At 64.2% G+C, this 20,817-nt stretch carries 19 protein-coding genes, 1 tRNA gene and 1 pseudogene; 5 read left to right on the top strand and 16 right to left on the bottom strand.

Annotated features, from left to right (window positions below; genetic code table 11):
* Both mscL and dapA read right to left on the bottom strand, forming a co-directional pair.
* A complete protein-coding gene (gene mscL / locus AC3WLX_RS23630) occupies positions 1-414 on the bottom strand; it encodes a large conductance mechanosensitive channel protein MscL (protein ID WP_291627364.1) in 414 nt (137 codons plus the stop codon).
* A gap of 50 nt (positions 415-464) precedes the next feature.
* Positions 465-1,355 carry a 4-hydroxy-tetrahydrodipicolinate synthase gene (gene dapA, locus AC3WLX_RS23625; RefSeq protein WP_492337779.1) on the bottom strand — a complete coding sequence of 297 codons (891 nt, stop codon included), beginning with the start codon at positions 1,353-1,355 and terminating at the stop codon, positions 465-467.
* Positions 1,356-1,581: 226 nt separating this feature from the next.
* Between dapA and AC3WLX_RS23620 the strand changes: the two genes are divergently transcribed.
* Complete coding sequence (locus AC3WLX_RS23620; protein WP_492337778.1) at positions 1,582-4,023, top strand: lytic transglycosylase domain-containing protein; 2,442 nt, start codon at positions 1,582-1,584, stop codon at positions 4,021-4,023.
* A gap of 447 nt (positions 4,024-4,470) precedes the next feature.
* Here AC3WLX_RS23620 and AC3WLX_RS23615 read toward each other — a convergent pair whose 3' ends face one another.
* Together AC3WLX_RS23615 and AC3WLX_RS23610 are read right to left on the bottom strand one after the other, a co-directional pair.
* A complete protein-coding gene (locus AC3WLX_RS23615; protein ID WP_492337777.1) occupies positions 4,471-6,021 on the bottom strand; it encodes a porin in 1,551 nt (516 codons plus the stop codon).
* 174 nt (positions 6,022-6,195) lie between these two features.
* Entirely contained in the window at positions 6,196-6,597 is a 402-nt protein-coding gene (locus AC3WLX_RS23610) for a hypothetical protein (RefSeq protein ID WP_492337776.1), read from the bottom strand.
* Between the two features lie 253 nt (positions 6,598-6,850).
* Between AC3WLX_RS23610 and AC3WLX_RS23605 the strand changes: the two genes are divergently transcribed.
* Positions 6,851-6,943, top strand: a tRNA-Ser gene (locus AC3WLX_RS23605).
* Positions 6,944-7,170: 227 nt separating this feature from the next.
* Here the strand turns inward: AC3WLX_RS23605 and AC3WLX_RS23600 are convergent.
* From AC3WLX_RS23600 to AC3WLX_RS23555, 10 genes are all read right to left on the bottom strand, one after another.
* Positions 7,171-7,380: a hypothetical protein gene (locus AC3WLX_RS23600; protein WP_492337775.1), complete on the bottom strand. Its 210-nt coding sequence runs from the start codon at positions 7,378-7,380 to the stop codon at positions 7,171-7,173.
* Between the two features lie 90 nt (positions 7,381-7,470).
* Positions 7,471-7,737: a hypothetical protein gene (locus AC3WLX_RS23595; RefSeq protein ID WP_291630906.1), complete on the bottom strand. Its 267-nt coding sequence runs from the start codon at positions 7,735-7,737 to the stop codon at positions 7,471-7,473.
* Positions 7,738-8,892: 1,155 nt separating this feature from the next.
* Positions 8,893-9,255 (bottom strand): hypothetical protein, encoded by a 363-nt coding sequence (locus AC3WLX_RS23590; RefSeq protein ID WP_492337774.1) that lies wholly within the window; start codon positions 9,253-9,255, stop codon positions 8,893-8,895.
* A 19-nt stretch (positions 9,256-9,274) separates the two neighbouring features.
* Positions 9,275-10,753 (bottom strand): Asp-tRNA(Asn)/Glu-tRNA(Gln) amidotransferase subunit GatB, encoded by a 1,479-nt coding sequence (gene gatB / locus AC3WLX_RS23585; RefSeq protein WP_492337773.1) that lies wholly within the window; start codon positions 10,751-10,753, stop codon positions 9,275-9,277.
* Positions 10,750-11,052 carry a hypothetical protein gene (locus AC3WLX_RS23580; RefSeq protein ID WP_492337772.1) on the bottom strand — a complete coding sequence of 101 codons (303 nt, stop codon included), beginning with the start codon at positions 11,050-11,052 and terminating at the stop codon, positions 10,750-10,752. The genes gatB and AC3WLX_RS23580 overlap by 4 nt, the downstream gene beginning before the upstream one ends.
* The gene (gene gatA / locus AC3WLX_RS23575; RefSeq protein WP_492337771.1) at positions 11,043-12,518 is read right to left on the bottom strand and encodes an Asp-tRNA(Asn)/Glu-tRNA(Gln) amidotransferase subunit GatA; all 1,476 of its coding nucleotides are present in this window, start codon (positions 12,516-12,518) and stop codon (positions 11,043-11,045) included. The genes AC3WLX_RS23580 and gatA overlap by 10 nt, the downstream gene beginning before the upstream one ends.
* On the bottom strand, positions 12,515-12,727 hold the full coding sequence (locus tag AC3WLX_RS23570; protein WP_291631605.1) for a hypothetical protein: 213 nt from the start codon (positions 12,725-12,727) through the stop codon (positions 12,515-12,517). The genes gatA and AC3WLX_RS23570 overlap by 4 nt, the downstream gene beginning before the upstream one ends.
* A gap of 15 nt (positions 12,728-12,742) precedes the next feature.
* Positions 12,743-13,030 carry an Asp-tRNA(Asn)/Glu-tRNA(Gln) amidotransferase subunit GatC gene (gene gatC / locus AC3WLX_RS23565; protein WP_291631607.1) on the bottom strand — a complete coding sequence of 96 codons (288 nt, stop codon included), beginning with the start codon at positions 13,028-13,030 and terminating at the stop codon, positions 12,743-12,745.
* Positions 13,031-13,121: 91 nt separating this feature from the next.
* Positions 13,122-14,198, bottom strand: a complete 1,077-nt coding sequence (locus tag AC3WLX_RS23560; protein ID WP_492337770.1) for an NAD(P)H-dependent flavin oxidoreductase — start codon at positions 14,196-14,198, stop codon at positions 13,122-13,124.
* Positions 14,199-14,343: 145 nt separating this feature from the next.
* Positions 14,344-15,366: an NAD(P)H-dependent flavin oxidoreductase gene (locus tag AC3WLX_RS23555; protein WP_492337769.1), complete on the bottom strand. Its 1,023-nt coding sequence runs from the start codon at positions 15,364-15,366 to the stop codon at positions 14,344-14,346.
* A 97-nt stretch (positions 15,367-15,463) separates the two neighbouring features.
* Between AC3WLX_RS23555 and AC3WLX_RS23550 the strand changes: the two genes are divergently transcribed.
* Both AC3WLX_RS23550 and AC3WLX_RS23545 read left to right on the top strand, forming a co-directional pair.
* Positions 15,464-16,354, top strand: a complete 891-nt coding sequence (locus AC3WLX_RS23550) for a LysR family transcriptional regulator (protein ID WP_492337768.1) — start codon at positions 15,464-15,466, stop codon at positions 16,352-16,354.
* A gap of 182 nt (positions 16,355-16,536) precedes the next feature.
* Positions 16,537-17,472, top strand: a complete 936-nt coding sequence (locus tag AC3WLX_RS23545) for a cyclase family protein (protein ID WP_291623421.1) — start codon at positions 16,537-16,539, stop codon at positions 17,470-17,472.
* 87 nt (positions 17,473-17,559) lie between these two features.
* Here AC3WLX_RS23545 and AC3WLX_RS23540 read toward each other — a convergent pair whose 3' ends face one another.
* Together AC3WLX_RS23540 and AC3WLX_RS23535 are read right to left on the bottom strand one after the other, a co-directional pair.
* Positions 17,560-19,776, bottom strand: a complete 2,217-nt coding sequence (locus AC3WLX_RS23540) for a DNA/RNA non-specific endonuclease (RefSeq protein WP_492337767.1) — start codon at positions 19,774-19,776, stop codon at positions 17,560-17,562.
* Positions 19,777-20,070: 294 nt separating this feature from the next.
* A pseudogene (locus AC3WLX_RS23535) lies at positions 20,071-20,277 on the bottom strand (hypothetical protein); the annotation flags it as partial.
* Positions 20,278-20,323: 46 nt separating this feature from the next.
* On the opposite strand from AC3WLX_RS23535, the gene ruvX reads away from it, so the two are divergent.
* Positions 20,324-20,815 carry a Holliday junction resolvase RuvX gene (ruvX, locus tag AC3WLX_RS23530; RefSeq protein WP_291623425.1) on the top strand — a complete coding sequence of 164 codons (492 nt, stop codon included), beginning with the start codon at positions 20,324-20,326 and terminating at the stop codon, positions 20,813-20,815.
* The last annotated feature ends 2 nt before the right edge of the window (positions 20,816-20,817 follow it).

Raw genomic sequence — 20,817 nt, 5'->3', positions numbered from 1 at the left:
TCACTTCTTCAGGAGGTCTCGGATCTCGGTCAACAGCTCGACCTCGGCCGACGGTTTTGGCGGAGTGGCAGGAGCCGCCTCCTCCCTGCGCTTCAGGGTGTTCATGGCGCGGATCACCAGAAACAGCACAAAGGCGACGATGATGAAGTTGATCGTCAACGTCAGGAAGCTGCCATAAGCAAGCACGGCGCCTTGCTTTTTGGCATCCGCTAAGTTGGTGGCGGTGACCGCCTTCGACAAGGGGATGAAGTAGTTCGAGAAGTCGAGCCCGCCGGTGACGGCGCCGATGATCGGCATGATGACGTCGCCGACCAGCGAGGTGACGATGCCGCCGAACGCCGCGCCGATGATGACGCCGACCGCGAGATCGACGACGTTCCCCTTCATGGCGAACTCGCGGAACTCCTTCAGCATCCGCGCGCCCTTGTCCTCGACGCTCATGAAAGGTTCCCCAAGCTAATGCGTCAGTTGATCAGGCCGGCGTGAACCATCGCACTGCGCACCGCGACCCGCGTCGGCTCGGAGACGGGGACCATCGGCAGCCGCAAGGTCTCGTCCAGCTTGCCGAGCAGCGACATCGCGTACTTGATTGGCGCCGGGTTACTCTCGATAAAGAGGTTGTTGTGCAGCGGCATCAACTTGTCGTGGATCGCGAGCGCTGCCTTGGTGTCGCCCTTCTGCCAGGCGGCGTGGAACTCCGAGCACAGACGTGGGGCGACGTTCGAGGTCACCGAAATACAGCCGTGGCCGCCATGGGCCATGTAGCCGATGATGGTGGCGTCCTCGCCCGAGAGCTGATTGAAGTCCTCGCCCATCGCCGCGCGCTGCTGCGACACGCGCACCATGCTGGCGGTGGCATCCTTGACGCCGGCGATGTTCTTCAGTTCCCACAGCCGCTTCATGGTGTCGACCGACATGTCGATCACCGAACGCGGCGGGATGTTGTAGATGATGATCGGGATTCCGATGGCATCGTTGATCGCCTTGAAGTGCTGGTACATGCCTTCCTGGGTCGGCTTGTTGTAGTACGGCGTCACCACCAGCACGGCATCCGCGCCGGCCTTCTCGGCGTGCTGGGCGAGCTCGATCGCCTCCTTGGTCGAGTTGGAGCCGGCGCCGGCGACGACGGGCACGCGGCCCCTGGCCTCCTCGATGCACCATTCGACCACCTTCTTGTGCTCGTCATGGCTGAGCGTCGGGCTTTCGCCGGTGGTTCCGACCGGGACAAGGCCGTTGGTGCCCTCGGAGATCTGCCAATTGACCAGGGAGCGGAACGCCGCCTCGTCCAGCGAGCCGTTCTTGAAAGGGGTGACCAAAGCGGTGAACGACCCCCGGAATTTCGTCTTGGCTGCCATGGACTTCCTCCGCACGCGGCGATCTTCTTGAGCAACCCCCTTCATATCGGGTCTCCCCCGCCGGTAAAAGGCCCGCTGCAGTGTGACGCACCGTTTAGGCCGCGATTTTGCCGCGGTGCTGGTGCAAATCGGCCCGAGGTAAGCGGCTGTTGGTATTTTCTCCGCATATTCCAGCAAATTCAGCTAGGTCTTGAGCCACTTCACTGATTCGGGGCGACGAAACGCCGTGACCTCCTTTGCTCGTGCCTCATGGCGATCCCTGGGTCTGTCGGTGGGTTTGGCCGTCTCCCTGATGGCCGGACTGTCGGTGGGCCGCGCCGCCCCCGCAAGGTCCAATGAGACCGCGGACACAAAGCCGGCCGCCAACAACGCGGCAAAGAGCACACCCAAGGACGCGGGCAAGGAGAAGTCCAAGGATAGCTCCAGGGCAACCAGCACGGGAACTGGCAAGGATCCAGCGAAGGGCGCGAGCAAGGGCACCACAAGCGCTCCGGCGAAGGATGCCGCGAAGAAGCCTGCAAAGGACTCCGCCGGCAAGGAACCCGCGAAAGACAAACCGAAACCTGCGGCTGCGGTCGCCGCGCCAAAATCACAACCCGCGCCGCCGCCGAAGACGGCCCCTGCGCCGGCCGTGACGGCCACCGTCAAACCCACCGCCCCACCCGCTGCCCGGCCGGTCGCACCTCCCGTGCTCGCGCCTGCGACCCGCCAGCATGCCGCACCCCGCAAGCCGGTCATCCCGGCCGCGGTCGCAGCGACGTCGTCGACGTCGCAGGCCGACAAGGACACGCTGGAAAGCGTCATCGAGCTCGTGCGCAAGCGCAAGGCGGGCGAGGCCAGCAATGCCGCAGCCGGCATCTCCGATCCCGTCGCGCGGAAGCTCGCCGAATGGATCATCCTGCGCAGCGAGAACAATGACGCGACGGTGGAGCGCTATCGCGCCTTCATCTCCGCCAATCCGAGCTGGCCGTCGCAGACGTTCCTGCGCAGGCGCCTCGAGGCTGCGATGTGGGACGATCGACGCGATGAGTCCGTTGCGTGGTCGTGGTTCGAGAATGAATCTCCGATCTCCGCCAAGGGCCGCTTCACGCTCGCCAAGGCGATGCTGGCGCGCGGCGACCGCGCCAATGCCGAGCGGCTGGTGCGCGAGGCCTGGCGCAGCGATCCGATGTCGGAGGACACCGAGAACAACGCGCTCGACCAGTTCGGCGCGCTGCTGACGCCTGGTGACCAGAAGGCGCGGATGGACAACCTGCTCTACGGCAGCGAGAACGAGGCCGCGATGCGCGCCGCCAAGCGCCTCGGCGCCGGCTATGTCGCGCTCGCCAAGGCCCGCATCGCCGCGGTCAAGAAAGCGCCCAACGCGCGCGCACTGCTCGACGCGGTGCCGCGCGAGCTGCACAACGATCCCGGCTTCCTCTTCAGCAAGATCCAGCTGTTGCGCCGCGAGGAGAAGTTCACTGAAGCCGCCCAGCTGATGCTGTCGGCGCCGAAGGATCCGGGCCGCCTCCACAATCTCGACGAATGGTGGATCGAACGGCGCCTCCTGGCGCGCAAGATGATCGACACCGAGGAATTCCGCAGCGCCTATCTGATCGCGCGTGACGCCGCCCTGCCCTCGCGCGACATCTACAAGACCGAGCAGGAGTTCACCGCCGGGTGGATCGCGCTTCGCTTCCTCAACGATCCCGCAACCGCCGCGCAGCATTTCGCCCGCATCGGCGTCGGCAGCGTCAATCCGACCGCCCTTGCGCGAGCCGGCTATTGGCAAGGCCGCGCCGCTGAGGCGATGGGCCGCCAGCAGGAGGCGCGCAACGCCTATGCGCGAGCCGCCGAGCAGTCGACCAGCTATTACGGCCAGCTCGCGCGGGCAAAGCTCGGCCTGCCGCAGATCGAGCTCAACAGCCAGCCGCGCGGCCGCGGCGCCGACCGGCTCGAGATCGTGCGCGCCGCGCAACTGCTGTACGAGCTCGACGAGCGCGAGATGGCGATTCCGCTGTTGGCCGACATGGGCGAGAACGGCGATCCCGAGGCGCTCGCCGGCCTTGGCGAGCTCACCCAGCGCTACAGCGACGCGCGCGGCATGCTGCTGCTCGGCAAGGCCGCGCTCAACCGCGGCCTGCCGTTCGACTTCTATGCCTACCCCGTCAACGGCATTCCGCAGTTCACGCCGATCGGCCCTGAGGTCGAGCGCAGCATCATCTACGCCATCGCGCGGCAGGAAAGTGCCTTCAATCCGTCGGTGGTCTCGCCGGCGCAGGCCTATGGGCTGATGCAGGTGACGCCGGACGCTGCGCGCTACGTCTGCAAGCGGCACGGCGCGACCTACGACCTGTCGCGGCTGAAGAACGATTCGGTCTACAACGCCACGCTCGGCTCGGCCGAGCTCGGCGGACTGCTCGAGGATTATCGCGGCTCCTACATCATGACGTTCGCCGCCTACAATGCCGGCCGCGGCAGCGTGAGGAAGTGGGTCGAGCGCTACGGCGATCCGCGCGACCCCAAGGTCGACGCCGTCGACTGGGTCGAGCTGATTCCTTTCTCCGAGACACGCAACTACGTGCAGCGGATCATGGAGAATCTTCAGGTCTACAGGGCCCGCTTCGGCGGCGGCACGCGCCTCCAGATCGAGGCCGATTTGCGCCGCGGCGCCGGCAGCGTGCAATAGCATTCTCCTCCCAGCTTCGAGCCCGCGCCCACGGCGAGATTCGTCTGGCCGTGACGCGAGCGGCCAAAACAAGACGGGCGATCGACGGCGATCCTCAGGCCTGTCCGCTCCGAACGTTGCGCGGCTGCGACGGCTGGTCCGACCGACGAGGGTCGCGAGGGTCCGCCGATCGACAATGAAGCCACCGTTGATCCCTGCTGCATGATCGACCGGCAGCGCCTTGCACGGCCGAGGCATCGACGCGGCAGCTATTCTCGGCACATCGATCGGGACTTGCCGCGGAGCTCTCCTCTCCCACGGCGGCCCGCATCGGCTCGCCCCGAACGATCGATGAAGAGCACGGAGTCGGGCTCGGTACCCGACGCAAGCGAGTACAGACATCGAGCAAAAAGAAAGGGGCCCCGGCGATTTCCCGCCGGGGCCCTCTGTCAGGTCGTTAGACCGAACTTACCAGTTGCGCTGGGCGCGGAGCAGCAGGGTGATGCTGTCCTGGTCCTTCAGCTCGTACACAGCAGCCGGCTTGGCCACCCCGGCGGAACCAGGGAAGGCAACGGTGCCCGAGTACTTCTGGTCGAGACGGGTCCAGTTCAGGTCGCCCGAGAAGGTCAGGTTCTTGACCGGGGTCCAGCGGGTGATGAGACCGATCTGGCCGATGGCGAAGTCAGGGTTACAACCCGTGACGCCGGCGAGACCGCCGAACACGCCGCCAGCACCGCCTGCGCCGCAGAGCGCAGTCTTGGCGAGACTGCCGAACTGGGCCTGAGCGTAAGCACCGTAGAGCGCGGTGTTCCAGTAGGGATTCCAGTTGTGGGTGTAAGCACCACGGAAGCCCCAGGTCTTGACCGTCTCCTGCTGCGAACCCGTGACGTACACGGTATCCGGAGCATTGGCGAAGCCGACGCTCTGGTAGGCAATGCCCGAGCTGCCGTACATCGAGTAGTTGACGGCCGCCAGGCTCTGGAAGTTGTAGCGGCTCGCACCATCCGTGTAGACGCCCTGGATGTTGATCGTGTCACCCGCGCCCGTCGGGATGTTCTTGATCGACAGAGCGAGCTGAACCGCCCAACCCCACTTGTCGTCGGGGTGGCCAGTCGGCTCGGTTGCGCCGTAATAGGCGACGTGGTTGTCATGCGCGGCGACCGACGCCTGGAACAGACCCCAAGCCTGGTCGACACGGACCTGACCGACGAGGTTCGGCGAACGCGAGCCGCCGATGGCGTTCGTGCCATACGAACCACCGATCATGCCAGCGGCAGTCGCGCCGGTCATGTTGAGGTTGCCGGCCTGGTAGTAGGCCGTCGCGTCTTCGGCCGAGAAGGCCGCCGTCACGCCCTGGCCGAAGTCAGCGGTGTAGGTGAACTGGTTGACACCAGTGACCGTGCCGCTGCCGCCGACGAGACCGTCGAAGTTGTTGCCGGGATAGTTGGTCCAGGGCGCGTCGAACTGCGACACGGCCTTACCCATGGTGAAGCCGGCGAACTGGATGAAGGCGTAGTACACGCCGAGCGAACCGCCAGCCACGCCGCCGTCAGACGGGTTGCCGACGCCACCGAAACCGCCCGACTGAGCTGCGCCGGAATAAACCGTGCCGCCCGTGCCGGAGCCCGTGCCGGAGTAGCCGCCGGTGGTCCAGGAGAAAGTCGCATCGAAGAAGGTGCGGACGACGCCGTACTCGGTCGCGGTGCGCGTGTCGATGTTGAGATCCTGACGAGCGCGCATCGTGTAGTAGTTGCTCAGGCGATTGTGAGCGCCAGCAGCACCGTTGAACGCACCGTTGTAGACCGAGTTCGTGCCCAGCGCGACTTCAGCGCGCAGGTAACCACCCAGCTTGATGCAGGTGTCGGTGCCGGGGATGTAGTAGAAACCCGCACCGTACAGGGAGCAGATCTTCACGTATTCGACCGCCTTGGCCTTCACGGGCAGATCAGCTGCCTGAGCTCCGCCCACGGCGATCAGACCCGCCGCTGAGCCGAGCAAAAGGCTCTTAACCAACTTCATGTTAAACCTCCAAGTTGCTCTTCAGGGAAGGTCACTGACCGGACGGCCAATTCCCCAACCCCCTTTAAATCACCGCTTTGGGCTCCTTCGCGTCTTCGGACACACCCGCATGAACGCGAGGGACTTAAGCGAATGACCTAAACGGGACGACCTTGGGATGCCCCCCTCCGTCGCTCAGTCACAATTACCGAACGTCCTTGCACACACAACAAGAGAACGCTCGGAAACGGCTCCATGGAGCGTGTTTTCCAGTGGGTGTTGCACAAATAACACGCAGATGTGATCAGCTCGCGCTTGCAACACATTGTTTATATTGATGTTTTTCGAGCGGTTCCATCGGCCATCAAAGTTCCCCACATGTAGCGCAGCGGCCGAGCCCCCGCCGCGAAGTGGCTTCAGCACGCTCGAATCGGGAATCAGCAGCAGACTCAACGGGCAGGGCATCAACGGCCTCGACGCCTCGATCTGACGCCCCATCCGCTGCGGCACCTCAGACGTGGCGACACTCTTTATGAGAGTGATGGCCGCAAGGCGCATCGGACCGGCTGCTCGGCGAGCCAGGAGATCGAGCGCCAACTTCCCTGGCCTTGTTCCCATTGAATTTCCTTGCAAATTCCGCCTCTGAGGGGAGCAGAGATGCCTTTTCAGGGCCGATCCTCCCTTTGCTTCTGGTGCCGGACGTCGCGACTGCGGGTCTGTTCTCGCAGCATCACGCCCCTGCCGGGGAGAACAGGCCCGTCTCGTTTCGCAGATCACTGGGAATATTCGAGCGAAAACACGCGCTTCCAAATTGACCAGCCCGAGCAATTAGATGCATAAGGCTCGCACCGGAGAGGTGGCCGAGTGGCTGAAGGCAACGCTTTGCTAAAGCGTCATACGGTCTCAAGCTGTATCGAGGGTTCGAATCCCTCCCTCTCCGCCACCCAGCATCAACGTCTCTGCACTCCTTCACCTCAGAGCGAGCGGTGATGTCGGCACCCAGCCTGGCGCAAGGACACGTGCCGCGACCTGCTGATTCGCGTACTCTCTAATAAACGTACCGCTGGCACCCGAAAGCTGATCCGGAAAAGTGCGAAGCGGTTTTCCGGCAAGACCATGCGCAAACAACAACCTGAAGCGCGATGACGCTTCATGCAAATCTCATCGCGCTCAGATGCCGGATCGCCATACCCGCCAATGCGAGGGCGATATCAGCACGGCCTCGCCGGCCCAGACATTGAACCAGACGCCTGCCTTGCGCCGGCAGGGAAAGGACCAAGGCTCAATTCCCGTCTTGTGCAGACATCCGAGTTCCAGATCGCACTCCTCGGGAGCGATCTGAATCGGCAGCCATTGTCCATTGGTCGCCTGGTTGTTCACGCCGTCGGATTCTAAGCGGCGGCATGACGGATCAACTTGCTTCAGCGCAACCGGGACTCCCGTGCGAATACGGGCCGGAAGCGATTCGCCTCAGTGCGCGCCGACCCAGGCCCTCGCCTCGCGCTGCGCGGCCGAGATCTCGGCATCCGACATCTGCCCGGCGACTTCCTGGCGCAGTGCCACGGCATCCTTGCGGCCCTTCAAGGCGGCGAGATTGAACCATTTGTGCGCGGCGACGAGATCGACGATCCCGGAGCGGCCGCTCGCCCAATAGACCCCGCGCTCGAACAGCACGTCCGACAGCGCGCTCGCGTCGATCGGCGTTGCCGTCTCCAGATCGAAAGTACCCTGAAACATCACGCATCCCCTTTGTTCTTATGCCGCCTCGCTCCCCGAGCGCGGCTCCCGTCCAGAAAACTGTTCAACTCGTCCCCGAGCCTTTCGGCCCATGCCGTTCACCGGCTTGTTGGAGGGGATGATGGCGGGCAAATTTGAATGGCAGTTTAAGCATCGCGATGAAGCAGACGTAAACGCGAGCGCGCGGCATCCGCGCGGGAAATTCAGAAAGTTCCTGATTTGCAGGCACTTCTGCGATTCGTCAGATTCGGTTTACCCTTGGATTTCAGGAGAACGATAACCATTGCGCACGGTGGTGCACGTGCTTCGGCTACAATTCATGGCGCGGCGCCTTCGTGACTGCACCCGCCTGTCATTCCCGGCCTCATGCGCAATTCGCACCGGAGCGAGGAATCCAGGACGCCGCGGCCTATCGTTTCAACCGCGGCCGTCTCGGCGTGCGGGATCGCCCCGCCGGCCCTGGGCGATGACACCGCGCCTTAAGAAGCGGCACGCAGACCGCGTCAGTCACGCACGGTCCTCGCCTGCGCGGACAGACCAAGGAGGTCGAGACGTCAGCGCGGACACGTCGCAGTCAGATCAGCAATGTCGAGGGGGAAAGGGGATGCCGGCAATGCCCCGGCGTCAAGAGAACGAGGGCGTCGGCGAACACGTCAGGACCAGATTCCACATTGGCCCGAGGGCCAGTCGTGAAATTGCGGAGCCCTTTGAAGAGAACCGCACCGAACGAAGAAAACTCGTTTCTTCTGCCGGACCGCGCAAGAGAACGGTCCGACCGTTGACCTGATGTCTCGCCGACACCCTCTATCGTCGACCAGAACCTTGGAAGGCGCTGATGACGTGCCGGCTATCTGCCGGCAACTTCAGAAGCGAAGTTACTTCTTCTTCGCGACCTTGCGGGTCTTCTTCGCAGTCTTCTTCACTGCGCTCTTCGCCTTCTTCGCCTTCTTCGCCTTCTTCGCTTTCTTGGCCATGTTGCCCTCCGATGTGTGAGATGGCTTTAATCGCTGCGTGCACTCGGGGATCGAATGCACTCATCCCGAATACACCAACACGAAGAAAAAAACAGCGTCTCGCTTAAAGAAGTGTTGACGCAGCAAGGCGCGTGCGCTTGTCGAGCGCGACGCGGGTGCTTCGCATGACGTGCGATTGCGATCACGCGGAGCGTTGGCATCGTCGATGTTCGCGAACGATGCGATTGCACAAAAACACTATGCAGCAAGTATTTTTTCGCACGCGCGCATCGCATGCGGCCGACGCGATGATGTGCATCCGAGAACGCGCGGTGGCCGCACGAAAGCGCTTCGCGGACTCTGAGTCGCGACTTTTGGCAACGAAAATATTTTCATGCTTAACGGCGCAAGCGCTCGTCAAAGCGTGTTCAAGCGGCCGTTCCGGCGAATCGCGCGACGGCGATTCGGTGATCGCAACGCTGTCGATGGGAGGAAGTTTCGATTGAAGGATGCGCGCGAGCGCCGCACCGAGAGCCTGCAGCGAGATGACGAAGCGCGCCGTCACCTCGCTCGAGACGTGAAGTTCAGACGCCGAGCTTGGACTTGAGCAGGTCGTTGACGCTCTGCGGGTTCGCCTTGCCGCCGGACGCCTTCATCACCTGGCCGACGAACCAGCCGAGCGACTGCGGCTTGTCCTTGACCTGCGCCGCCTTGTCCGGATTGGCCGCGATGATGTCGTCGACAACCTTTTCGATCGCGGAAAGATCCGTCACCTGCTTCATGCCGCGGCTTTCGACCAGCGCGCGGGGATCGCCGCCTTCCTGCCAGACGATCTCGAACAGATCCTTGGCGATCTTGCCCGAGATCGTGCCCTCGCCGATCAGATCGATGATCGCAGCCAGTTGCTCGGCGTCGACGGGCGAGTCCGTAATAGCCCGCCCCTCCTTGTTGAGCCGCCCGAACAGCTCGTTGATCACCCAATTCGCCGCCATCTTGCCGTCGCGCGCGCGGTTCGCGAGCCTCTCGAGCACCGTCTCGTAGAACACCGCGCTCTCGCGCTCGGCGACCAGCACGCTGGCGTCATAGGCCGACAGGCCGAAATCGGCGACGAAGCGCGCCTTCTTCTGGTCCGGCAGCTCCGGCAGCCTCGCTTTCAGCTCGTCGACGAAGTCCTGGCTGAACTCCAGCGGCAAGAGGTCGGGATCGGGGAAGTAGCGGTAGTCGTGCGCCTCTTCCTTGGACCGCATCGAGCGTGTCTCGCCCTTGTTGGGATCGAACCGGCGCGTCTCCTGCTCGATCTGCCCGCCGTCCTCCAGGATTTCGATCTGGCGCCGCGCTTCATACTCGATCGCCTGGCCGATGAAGGCGATCGAGTTCATGTTCTTGATCTCGCAGCGGGTGCCGAGCGGCGCGCCGGGCCGGCGCACGGACACGTTGACGTCGGCGCGCAAGGATCCCTTCTCCATGTCGCCGTCACAGGTGCCGAGATAGCGCATGATCGAGCGCAGCTTGATTACATAGGCCTTGGCCTGCTCGGCGTCGCGGATGTCGGGCTTGGAGACGATCTCCATCAGCGCCACGCCAGAGCGGTTGAAATCGATGTAGGACAGCGACGGCGACCGGTCGTGCAGCATCTTGCCGGGATCCTGCTCCAAATGCAGCCGCTCGATACCGATCGTGGCCGTCTTGCCGCCGTCGAGATCGACTATCACCTCGCCCTCGCCAACGATCGGCGATTGGTACTGGCTGATCTGGTAGCCCTGCGGCAGGTCCGGATAGAAATAATTCTTGCGGTCGAACACCGATCGCAGATTGATCTTCGCGTTGAGACCGAGCCCTGTCCGGACAGCCTGCCTGACGCATTCCTCGTTGATGACGGGCAGCATGCCCGGCATCGCGACGTCGACCAGCGACACATGGCTGTTCGGCTCGCCGCCAAACGCGGTGGAGGCGCCCGAGAACAGTTTTGCGTTGGAGGTCACCTGGGCGTGGATCTCCATGCCGATCACCACCTCCCAGTCACCGGTAGCGCCCTTGAGAAGCTTGTGCGTGGCCGTGCTCATGTCGTGCTCCCGAGCAGCGTGGCAGCGATCCGCTGCCACTCCGCTTCCAATGAATCCCTTGCCGTGGGCTGACCGGCCTGGCGATACCAGTAACCGGCGTTGCCGAGATCGCCTTCGACGCGGTGCAGATAGGCGTGCACCCAGGCGGCATCGCGGCTGCTCTCGTCCTGAACGATCGTGTGCGCCCGGTCCCAATCGCCCTTCGCCGCCCACCAGAGGCCGGCGAGCGGCGCGCTCAACTCCGGCGCCGGCGCCGCGCCGCCGAGGCTCGCGATGAAATCAGCGGCATTCACCACCACCTCGCGGGCGTGAAGCGGCCGGCGGCCTGCTCGATCACCTCGCCGAGCGAGAACAGCGTCTCCTCGTCGAACGGCCGGCCAATCAGTTGCAGCCCGAGCGGCAGGCCCTGCGCGTCCTTGCCTGATGGCACCGCGATGCCCGGCAGGCCCGCCATGTTCACGGTCACCGTGAAGATGTCGTTGAGATACATCTCGACCGGATCGGCCCCGCCCTTCTCGCCGATGCCGAAGGCGGCCGACGGCGTCGCCGGCGTCAGGATGGCATCCACGCCTTTGGCAAAGCAGTCCTCGAAATCCTTCTTGATCAGCGTGCGCACCTTCTGCGCGCGCAGATAATAGGCGTCGTAATAGCCGGCCGAGAGCACGTAGGTGCCGATCATGACGCGGCGGCGTACCTCTGCGCCAAAACCCTCCGCGCGGGTGTTCTCGTAGAGCTCGACGATGTTCTTGGCCGGCTCGCGCAGGCCGTAGCGCACGCCGTCATAGCGCGCGAGGTTGGAGGAAGCCTCCGCCGGAGCCACGATGTAATAGGCCGGCAGCGCGTATTTGGTGTGCGGCAGCGACACTTCGACCAGCTCGGCGCCGGCCGCCTTCAGCCACGCCGCGCCCGCTTCCCAAAGTTTTTCGATCTCGGCCGGCATGCCGTCGAGGCGATACTCCCGGGGAATGCCGATCTTCATGCCCTTCACAGACTTGCCGATCGCCGCCTCGTAATCCGGCACGGGGAGATCGACCGACGTGGTGTCCTTCGGGTCGTGCCCGGCCATCGAGCGCAGCAGCATCGCGGCATCGCGCACGCTGCGCGCGATCGGGCCTGCCTGGTCGAGCGAGGAGGCAAAGGCGACGATGCCCCAGCGCGAGCAGCGGCCATAGGTCGGCTTGATGCCGACCGTGGCGGTGAATGCCGCCGGCTGGCGGATCGAGCCGCCGGTGTCGGTCGCGGTCGCGCCCATGCAGAGCAGCGCCGCCACCGCCGAGGCCGAGCCGCCGGATGAGCCGCCCGGCACCAGCGTGGTGTTGCTGCCCTCGCGCCGCCAGGGATTGCCGACGGGGCCGAAGCACGAGGTCTCGTTGGCGGAGCCCATCGCGAACTCGTCATTGTTGAGCTTGCCGAGCATCACGGCGCCGTCGCGCCAGAGCTGCGAGGTCACGGTCGATTCATAGGTCGGCACGAAATTGCCGAGGATCTTCGAGCACGCGGTTGTGCGCACGCCTTTGGTCGCGAACAGGTCCTTGATGCCGAGCGGAATGCCGGCGAGCGGCCCGCCCTCGCCCCTGGCAATCTTCTCGTCGACGGCCTTCGCCATGGCGCGCGCCTGATCCGGTGTCTCCATCACGAAGGCATTGAGCACGCGCGCCGCCTCGATCGCGCTCAAGTGCGCGTCGGTCAGCTCGAGCGACGTGAAAGTCTTGTCGGCGAGACCCTTGCGGGCCTCGGCGAGCGTCAGCGATGTCAAATCGGTCATTTATTGATCGGGCTGCAGAAGAACGGAGACAGGGTCTTGTCGTTGGCCGGGTCGTCTTTTTTGGCGGCGGCTTTCGCAGCGGCCTCGATCTCGTCAAGCACTTCATTGACTGCGACATTGGGGTCGGCAGCCTTGCCCTGCCGCTCCATCTTGTCGAGGTAATTCATGTAGGCCTGATAGGCCTTCTCATCGTCGCATAGCAGGCACATCGGACCTAACCTGTTTTATTCAACGACCTTCGGCACCAGGAAGAAGTGCCCCTCGGTCGCGGGCGCGTTGGCAACGATATCGTCGGCGATGTCGCCGTCGTCGACCACGTCCTGCCGCTTCTTCATCTGCATCGGGGTGACCGAGGTCATCGGCTCCACGCCCTCGACATTGACCTCCGAGAGCTGCTCGACGAAAGCGAGCATGGCGTTGAGCTCGCCCTGCAGGTGCGGAACCTCGTCCTCGGAAACCGCAATGCGCGCCAGATGCGCGATGCGACGGACGGTAGCGGCATCGACGGACATTATATAAGGCCTCTCACGGCAAAACCCAGCACGGTAAAACCTGAGTGCCGTATAGCAGAGGCCGCTTTTGCGCCGCAACCGGCGCCTCCCCCTATCCGGCGAGGGCTTTCATGCGCGCCAGCGCCGATCTGGCGAGATCCCGGGTCAATTCGGCCGCAGGGACCTCACGGCCCAGCGCGACGGCCTGGCCGGCCCAGAGGTTGGTGAAATCCACCCTACCCTGCTTTTCGGCCGCCGCCTTCAGAGGCCCCAACGCCGTCGCGGCATGGGGGAACGGCGGCGCATCCGGCGAGACCGGGCCGGCCTCGCGCATCAGGCGGTTCTGGACGCCGCGAGCCGGACGGCCGGTCATGACGTTGGTGATGACGGTGGAATCATCGCCGGCCTCGGCGAGCGCCTTGCGGCCGCCCGCGCTGACCTTGGATTCCGGACAGCGCAAATAGGCGCTGCCGATCTGCACGCCGGCGGCGCCGAGCGCAAAGGCCGCGACAATGCCGCGCCCGTCGGCAATGCCGCCGGCTGCGATCACCGGCACCTTCACGGCATCGACGACCTGCGGCACCAGCGCAAAGGTGCCGGGCTGCTCTGCGACCTTGTCGGTCAGGAACATACCGCGATGGCCGCCGGCCTCGGCGCCTTGCGCGATCACGGCGTCGACGCCGCGCTCCTCCAGCCAGACCGCTTCCTTGACCGTCGTGGCGGACGAGATGACGAGACAGCCGGCCGCCTTGACCCGCTTGAGCAGCGCCTGCTCCGGCAGGCCGAAATGGAAGCTGACGACCTCCGGCTTCAGCTCCTCGACAACCTCGCAGAACGCCGCGTCGAACGGCGCACGGTTCGCCGCAGCGATCGGCGCCGCCGGATCGAGACCATGCTCGGTGTAGTAGCTCGCGAGCCGCTGCTTCCAGCGCGCTTCGGCCTCGGCTGTCAGCTCGGCCGGCGTGTGGCAGAAGAAGTTCATGTTGACCGGCGCCTTCACGCGCTGACGGATGAGACCGACCTGCTCGCGCGCTTTCTCGGCCGAGATCATCGCGCAAGGCAGCGAGCCCAGTGCCCCGCCTTGCGCGGCCGCAATCACCATTTCCGCATCCATCGCCCCCGCCATCGGCGCCAGCACGATCGGGAATTCGGTCTTGAACAGATCGATCAGTCGACGGTCAGGCCACATGGTTGCTCTCTCTCGTTCTTTCTTACCCTCCCCTGGAGGGGGAGGGTCGATCGCGCGAAGCGCGAGCGGGGTGGGGTGACAGTCGCTCCACGGAGAATCTGCCCGTGCGGAGAGATCACCCCACCCCGATACGCATTTCGCTTCGCTACATGCGCAGCGACCCTCGCCCTCCAGGGGAGGGTGAGGAATTCCGTGCCGCTATCACAGAATTCCGCCGCCCTTCCAGCAACTGCTCCGCCTCCACGACGATCCGCTCGACGATCTCGGCCGCCGGTGGGATATCATGAATCAACCCGACCGCCTCGCCTGCGATGACGGCGGCGACGTCGAAATTGCCGGCGGCCTTTGCCGCCGCATACTCGGCTGCAACTGCGGCGACATTCTGCATCAGCTCGACCTCGCGCCCGATCCAGCGCCTCGCGTGGTCGTTGACCAGGCACCGTCCCGTGAACGGCGCCGGCCAGACATTGTTGCGGGAGAGATCGAACACGATCCCGCGCACCGTCGAGCCGCTGCTCGCCGCGCAGATGCGCCGCTTGGCTTCCTCCGCGCCGTCGGCCTCCTGGCTCGCATAGAAGCGGGTGCCGAGCAACACGCCGCTTGCACCCAGCATCATCATGGCGGCGAGCCTGCGCCCGTCGGCGATTCCTCCGGCTGCAACCACCGGCACAAGGCCAGCGGCGAGATCGACGATCGCCGGCACGAGATCGACGGTGGTGCGCGAGGCGCCATGACCGCCCGCCTCCGTTCCTTGCGCGATCAGGATGTCGGCCCCGGCCTCGAGCGCCTGCCGCGCCATCGCCTCGTCCTGCACCTGGCAGATCAGGCGCGCGCCCGCCGCCTTGATCTGCGCCGCGAACGGCGCGGGATCGCCGAACGACAACATGATCGCGGATGGCCTTGCAGCGAGCGCGATGTCGAGAAGCTCGGGCCGCTTGGCGAGGCTCCACGTGATGAAGCCGATCCCGAACGGCGAACGCAGTTCGGCGAGCTTCGCAGTCTCCTGCTCCAGCCACGCTCGCTCGCCATAGCCGCCGCCGAGAATGCCGAAGCCGCCGGCGCGGCTGACGGCCATGACGAGGCGGCTGCCGGCGATGATGTCCATGGGCGCAAGCAGGATCGGATGTGCGATCCCCAGCAGCGTGGTCAGCGGCGTTGCAATCGACATGGCTCCTCCCCGATCTGGACAACAACATTAGGCGCGACTAACATTCTTTAAAAATGATTTGTTGCGAACGAAACGATCTGAAAAGCGAAACGCTGTCATGGAACTGAGCGATCTCCAAACCTTTGCCGCCGTTGCTCGTGCGGGCGGCATCACCCGCGCCGCCGCAGAGCTCAACACGGTCCAATCGAATGTCACCCAGCGCGTGAAGGCACTGGAGGCGGAGATCGGCACGGCGCTGTTCGAGCGTCACGCCCGCGGCATGGCGCTGACCGGTGCCGGCAAGCGCCTCCTGCCTTATGCGCAAAAGCTGGCGGCGCTGTCGCGCGAAGCGCTGCTTGCCGCACGCGACGATGGCGAGCCGAAAGGCCCGCTCGCGATCGGCTCGATGGAGACGACGGCAGCCGTGCGCCTGCCGCCGCTGCTGGCGGATTTCCATCGCAATTGTCCCGCCGTGCGACTCTCCTTGCGCACCGCGCCGACCGCCGATCTCGTCGCCGGCGTGCTCGACGGCACGCTCGACGGCGCCTTCGTCGCCGGCCCCATTACGCATGACGACCTCATGGCCACGAGCGCCTTCCGCGAGGAGCTGGTGCTGGTCAGCGCGCGGCGCTGGGCTTCGCTGGCCGAGCTGCGCGCCGGCACGCCGGAGTCGGGGCCGACTGCACTCGTGTTCCGCACCGGCTGCACCTATCGTCAGCGCCTCGAACAGGTGTTCACCGAATTCGGCTGGCCGTCAGCCGCACGCTTCGAGCTCGGCACGCTCGACGGCATGATCGGTTGCGTCGCCGCCGACATGGGTGTGACGCTGCTGCCGCGTGCAGTGGTGGAATGCAGCGCGATGAGCGGCAGCGTCTCGATCCACACGCTGAGCCCGTCGCATGCGCGCGTCGAGACACTGTTCATCCAGCGCCGCGCGGGACATCAAACCAGCGCGCTTCGAAGCTTCGTCGAGGGCCTCGTGAAGGACGACGAAATCATCGCGGCCTGAAACGACACGACGTTCCACTCCACGAAATTCGTCACAAATCCTTCGCGATGTGGTCTGCCGCCGCAGCGCACCACATCGAAAAGCTTTGAAGCCCGCGATCATTCTACGTTAGGATGACTGGCTGGCCAGCGCAAAACCATAACGAAGCCGTACATCGGCAAGAAACATCGGGAGGACTATCGATGCGCAATACGCTCGTGTTGTGCTGTGTCGCTGCGTTGTCGGCGATCTCAGGAACAGCAAATGCCCAGGACTGGACCAAGTCGAAATGGGGGCCGAACGACGAGATCGGCGCCGCCAACTACATGACACCCGAGCTCGTGATGAAGGCGGCATCGCTGGTGAAGACCGGCAAGACCTATGCCCTCGGCATGGCCGTCACGTCGCAGACGCCGGCCTACCCGCCGCGCAGCTACAAGATCACCATCGTGCAGCCGGGACAGGCCGGCAGCCCCGGTCTCGGTCCCAACAAGGCAACTTACAACGACGATATCCTGGACAGCTGGGTCGGTGTCGGCAGCCAGCTCGACGGGCTCGGCCATCTCGGCATCGAGCACGTCTACTACAACGGCAACAAGCTCGCCGACTTTGCCGATCCGACCGGGCTGAAGAAGCTCGGCATCGAGAAGGTCCCGCCAATGGTCACCCGCGGCGTCCTGCTCGACATGGCCGCCTACTTCAAGACCGACGTCGTGAAGGAAGGCACCGCCTTCAACGTCAAGGAGATCGAGGAAGCCGCCAAGCAGCAGAACGTCGAGATCCGCCAGGGCGACGTCGTCATCTTCCACACCGGGTGGCTCAGCCTGGTCGGCAAGGACGACAAGCGCTATTCGGCCGGCGAGCCCGGGCTCGGCGTCGAGGGTGCGAAATATCTCACCGGCAAGGGCGTCGTCGCCGTCGGCGCCGACACCTGGGGACTCGAAGTGCTGCCGTTCGAATCCAAGAACGTGTTCGAGGTGCACCAGATCCTGCTCGCGATGAACGGGACCTATATCCTCGAAAACATGGACACCGCCGCGCTCGCCCGCGACAAGGGCTATGAGTTCCTGTTCGTGCTGGGACAGCCGCGCTGGACCGGCGGCGTGCAGGCAATGATCAATCCGATCGCGATCCGCTGACACCCGCAAAAGGACCCCGAAGAAAGCCGGGAGAGGACTTGCAGTGCCTCCATCGAGAACATTGCCTGCCCTCACCCGGTCCGCACTTCAGGTTCGAATGTCCTCATAGGACTTGATCAGACGCGGGCCGATCGACGTCGCCTCGTGCGAGTCCACGTCGCCCAGATTGCCGAAGTCGAGCTTGCTCAATTTCGTCAGATCCGCGATCGACACCTGGAAGACGCTGACGTCCTCCTCGGACATCCGCTCGAACACATCGGCCTCCTGGATCCGGTCGATCTCCATGACCTGCTTGCGCTGGCTCATCAGGAACGCCGCGGCCTTGAGTCCGTCCTCGTTGCGTCGGATCAGTATCTTCCAGAAGTATTTGGGAATCTGAACGCCGCCGAAACTCGGGTCCTTGTGCGGTCGTCCGGAAGGATTAGGCAGATCGGATTCGTCGGCATCCGGTCCGTCGAATACCGGACCATTCATCACGATACCCTTCTCCTCGCCTTCGAGCAGGACATCGCGCGTGTAGTCCTCCAATCCCGCCCAGAGCTGCTTGCCCTGATTGAACGAGAAGAACTGCGGCGAGCAATTGGTGAAATGGAAGGAATCGTCGCCGTGCTGCTTGGCCGCGGCGACGGTGTCGCCCCAGGTTGCGTCGAGGCGGCGCACCAGATGACCGCGGTCGAAGGGATTCTTGCTGCGATCCGCCTCGAACGTCGCCTGCTTGCGATAGAACTCGTTGCCAATCTGGGCATCGTCGTCGATGCGCGGATCGCGCAGCCAGGAATCGCCTTCACGCTTGCCGACGTCCTGCTGCTTGCCGCCGTCGATGTTCACGCAGCTGAAGAAGGCGAGCCTGCGCTGCTTGTTCATGACCACGCTGTAGTTGAAATATTTGAGCTCGAACTGCCTGGAGCTTCCCTTGAGCATCGCGATCCGGGGCTTGAGGGCGGACGGAATCTTCGGCAAGGGGACCGAGAATCTCCCAGTGCCGAGAAAGTTCGCCTTGTATCCGGGACGCGATTTCAACGTGCTCTGATCGATATGCACGGCCTCCATGGGCAGGCCGTTCCTCGGACTGATGTGAGGCAGGAGAACGGCCGGCCGGGCGATCAGCGCCTTGCCACCGTTGTGCATGCCGCCGTTTGGTGAACCTCCGTTACCTCCCGCCGGGCCCGGCACAGGGGCGAGCGGAGCCATCGGGATGTCCCTCCTGAACATCGGCAATGGCACGCGGATCGGAACCACGAGCGAGGTGCCGTCGAGGGACTGCTCGACCCAGACATTGGTTCCGAATGCAGGCGCGGTCTCCGGCGGCCGGACTTTCGCCCTCTCCTGCCGAGTCGGCGGCTCTTCCTCATCCAAAACCGGCTTGATCAATGGATGGGAACCGACGGCCACCTTGAGGTCGGCCACGATCGCGCTGATGCGGATGCCCTCGTTGGCGATCCAATCGATTGAGGATTCGTCCATCGAGGGCTTCCACACCTTGCCCTCCTTGGTCAGGGTGCGGCCCTGCCCATCTTTCCGCGGAACGCCACTGTGGTGCAGCGCGACCGCCTGCCAAAAGCGGTTGAACGCGGGCGACCCCGACGACCCAGCCGTCGTGTCGGTGTTGTACCAAAGGAAGTCCCCGACATATTTGAGCAGCTTGTTCTCGCGGACGCAGACCTGCTTCATCTGCCCGCTGGGATGCTGCACGATGGTGAGATACTCGCCCGGGTCCGCCTTGCCGGGCGCGTCGCTCAGCGGTAGCCACCCCCAGTCCTCGAGATCTTCGTGGCCCGACAGCGAGGTCGGGGCTACCGCGACGACCGAGAAATCCAGCCTGTCATTGGTGTAGAAGAACCTGCCCGGCTCAAAACCAAACCTCACCGGCGCGCGCTCTTGTCCTGTCATGTCCAGTTCGTAGTCGAAATCGGCAATCGAATTGGCAGCGTCCGCCGGCTTGCCGAAGACGTGATGGTTCGTCAGCAGCAGGCCGGGCCCGATCAGAAAGCCCGAGCCATAGCCGAGCAGATTCGACTTGAGATCCCTGAGCTGAATACGGCAGACCGAGCGTGCGGCGGCCATCCCCTTGGCGAGATAATTGATGCTGTCGAGATCATTGCCCTGGATGATCCGCTCCAGGCCGATCTCGGCCTTTGCCACGTCCCCCGTCTCGGCCAGCAGCTGGCGCTGGCGCAAGCGCATCCTCTCGACGGACATGTCGATCGGGCCGTCGCCCAGTTTCCGGTTCAGGGCGTCTGGTGAGAACTCGGCTTGCTTGAATCGCCTTTCGGAGCCCGCGATGAGGCTTGGCTTGATCAGCATCAGAACCTCTCAAAAGTGGCTGAGCAAATGTCGGACGTAGCCGGCGCCTCAAAATCTGCGCCAAGGTTGCCAGCGGACCCGACTGCCGGTCGCTGGCGATCATTCTGGAAATCGGGGTACGCACCCCACTCTACCTATACATACATAAATACAGCGCAACAATCAGAGGGTCAATTGACAGGCCCCGCTGAGGACGCGACATCATGCCATGGCCTGTGACGTCGCCCGTGTGAGATTTGCCACAAATGACCGCTGCATTTGCGCTTGGTCATCTTCACGCGCTACGCCTGTCACCTTCAGCCGCCCTCGCCGCAGCGCGACGATGGACCAGATCGCCTCGACGAGGCCGAACGGCCAGGCCCCCTGCAGGAAGCCATAGGCCGAGCCGAGCGCGCAGGAGGCCGCGAACAGCAGCACGAACCAATGGCTGCGATCTTCCAGGGCATAGCAGACCAGCATCGCCGTGACGGCGAACAGGCCGAATAATGTCAGCGCATCCATGTTCCGGGTTCACTCCGCAGCGCGACGCGTGATATGCGCTAACGCCATGCCGGCTGTTATCCTGCCTCTCGTCGATGCTGCAACCCATTGGCCCGCGCGCGGCGCGCTGGTCGGGCTCGATCTCGGCACCAAGACCATCGGCGTTGCCGTGTCCGACCCCGATCGTCGGCTTGCGACCGGTGTAGAGACCATCTCCCGCAAGGCGTTCAAGCAGGACGCCGCGCGCCTGATAGCAATTGCGGCCGAGCGCAAGGCGGTCGGCTTCGTGCTCGGCCTGCCCATCAACATGGACGGCAGCGAAGGGCCGCGCGCGCAATCGACCCGCGCCTTCGCCCGCAACCTCGCCGCCCTGACCGCGCTTCCCATCGGTCTGTGGGACGAGCGCCTCTCGACAGCTGCGGTCGAGCGCGAGCTGATCGGCATGGACGTGAGCCGCGCCAAGCGGGCCGAGGTGATCGATGAGCACGCCGCGATCTTTATCCTGCAAGGCGCGCTCGACCGCCTCGCCAATCTTCGCGCCAGCCCGGGACCGCACTGATT

Source organism: Bradyrhizobium sp. FW305-F6 (assembly GCF_058782905.1).
This window is presented reverse-complemented; position numbering and strand designations above follow the sequence as displayed.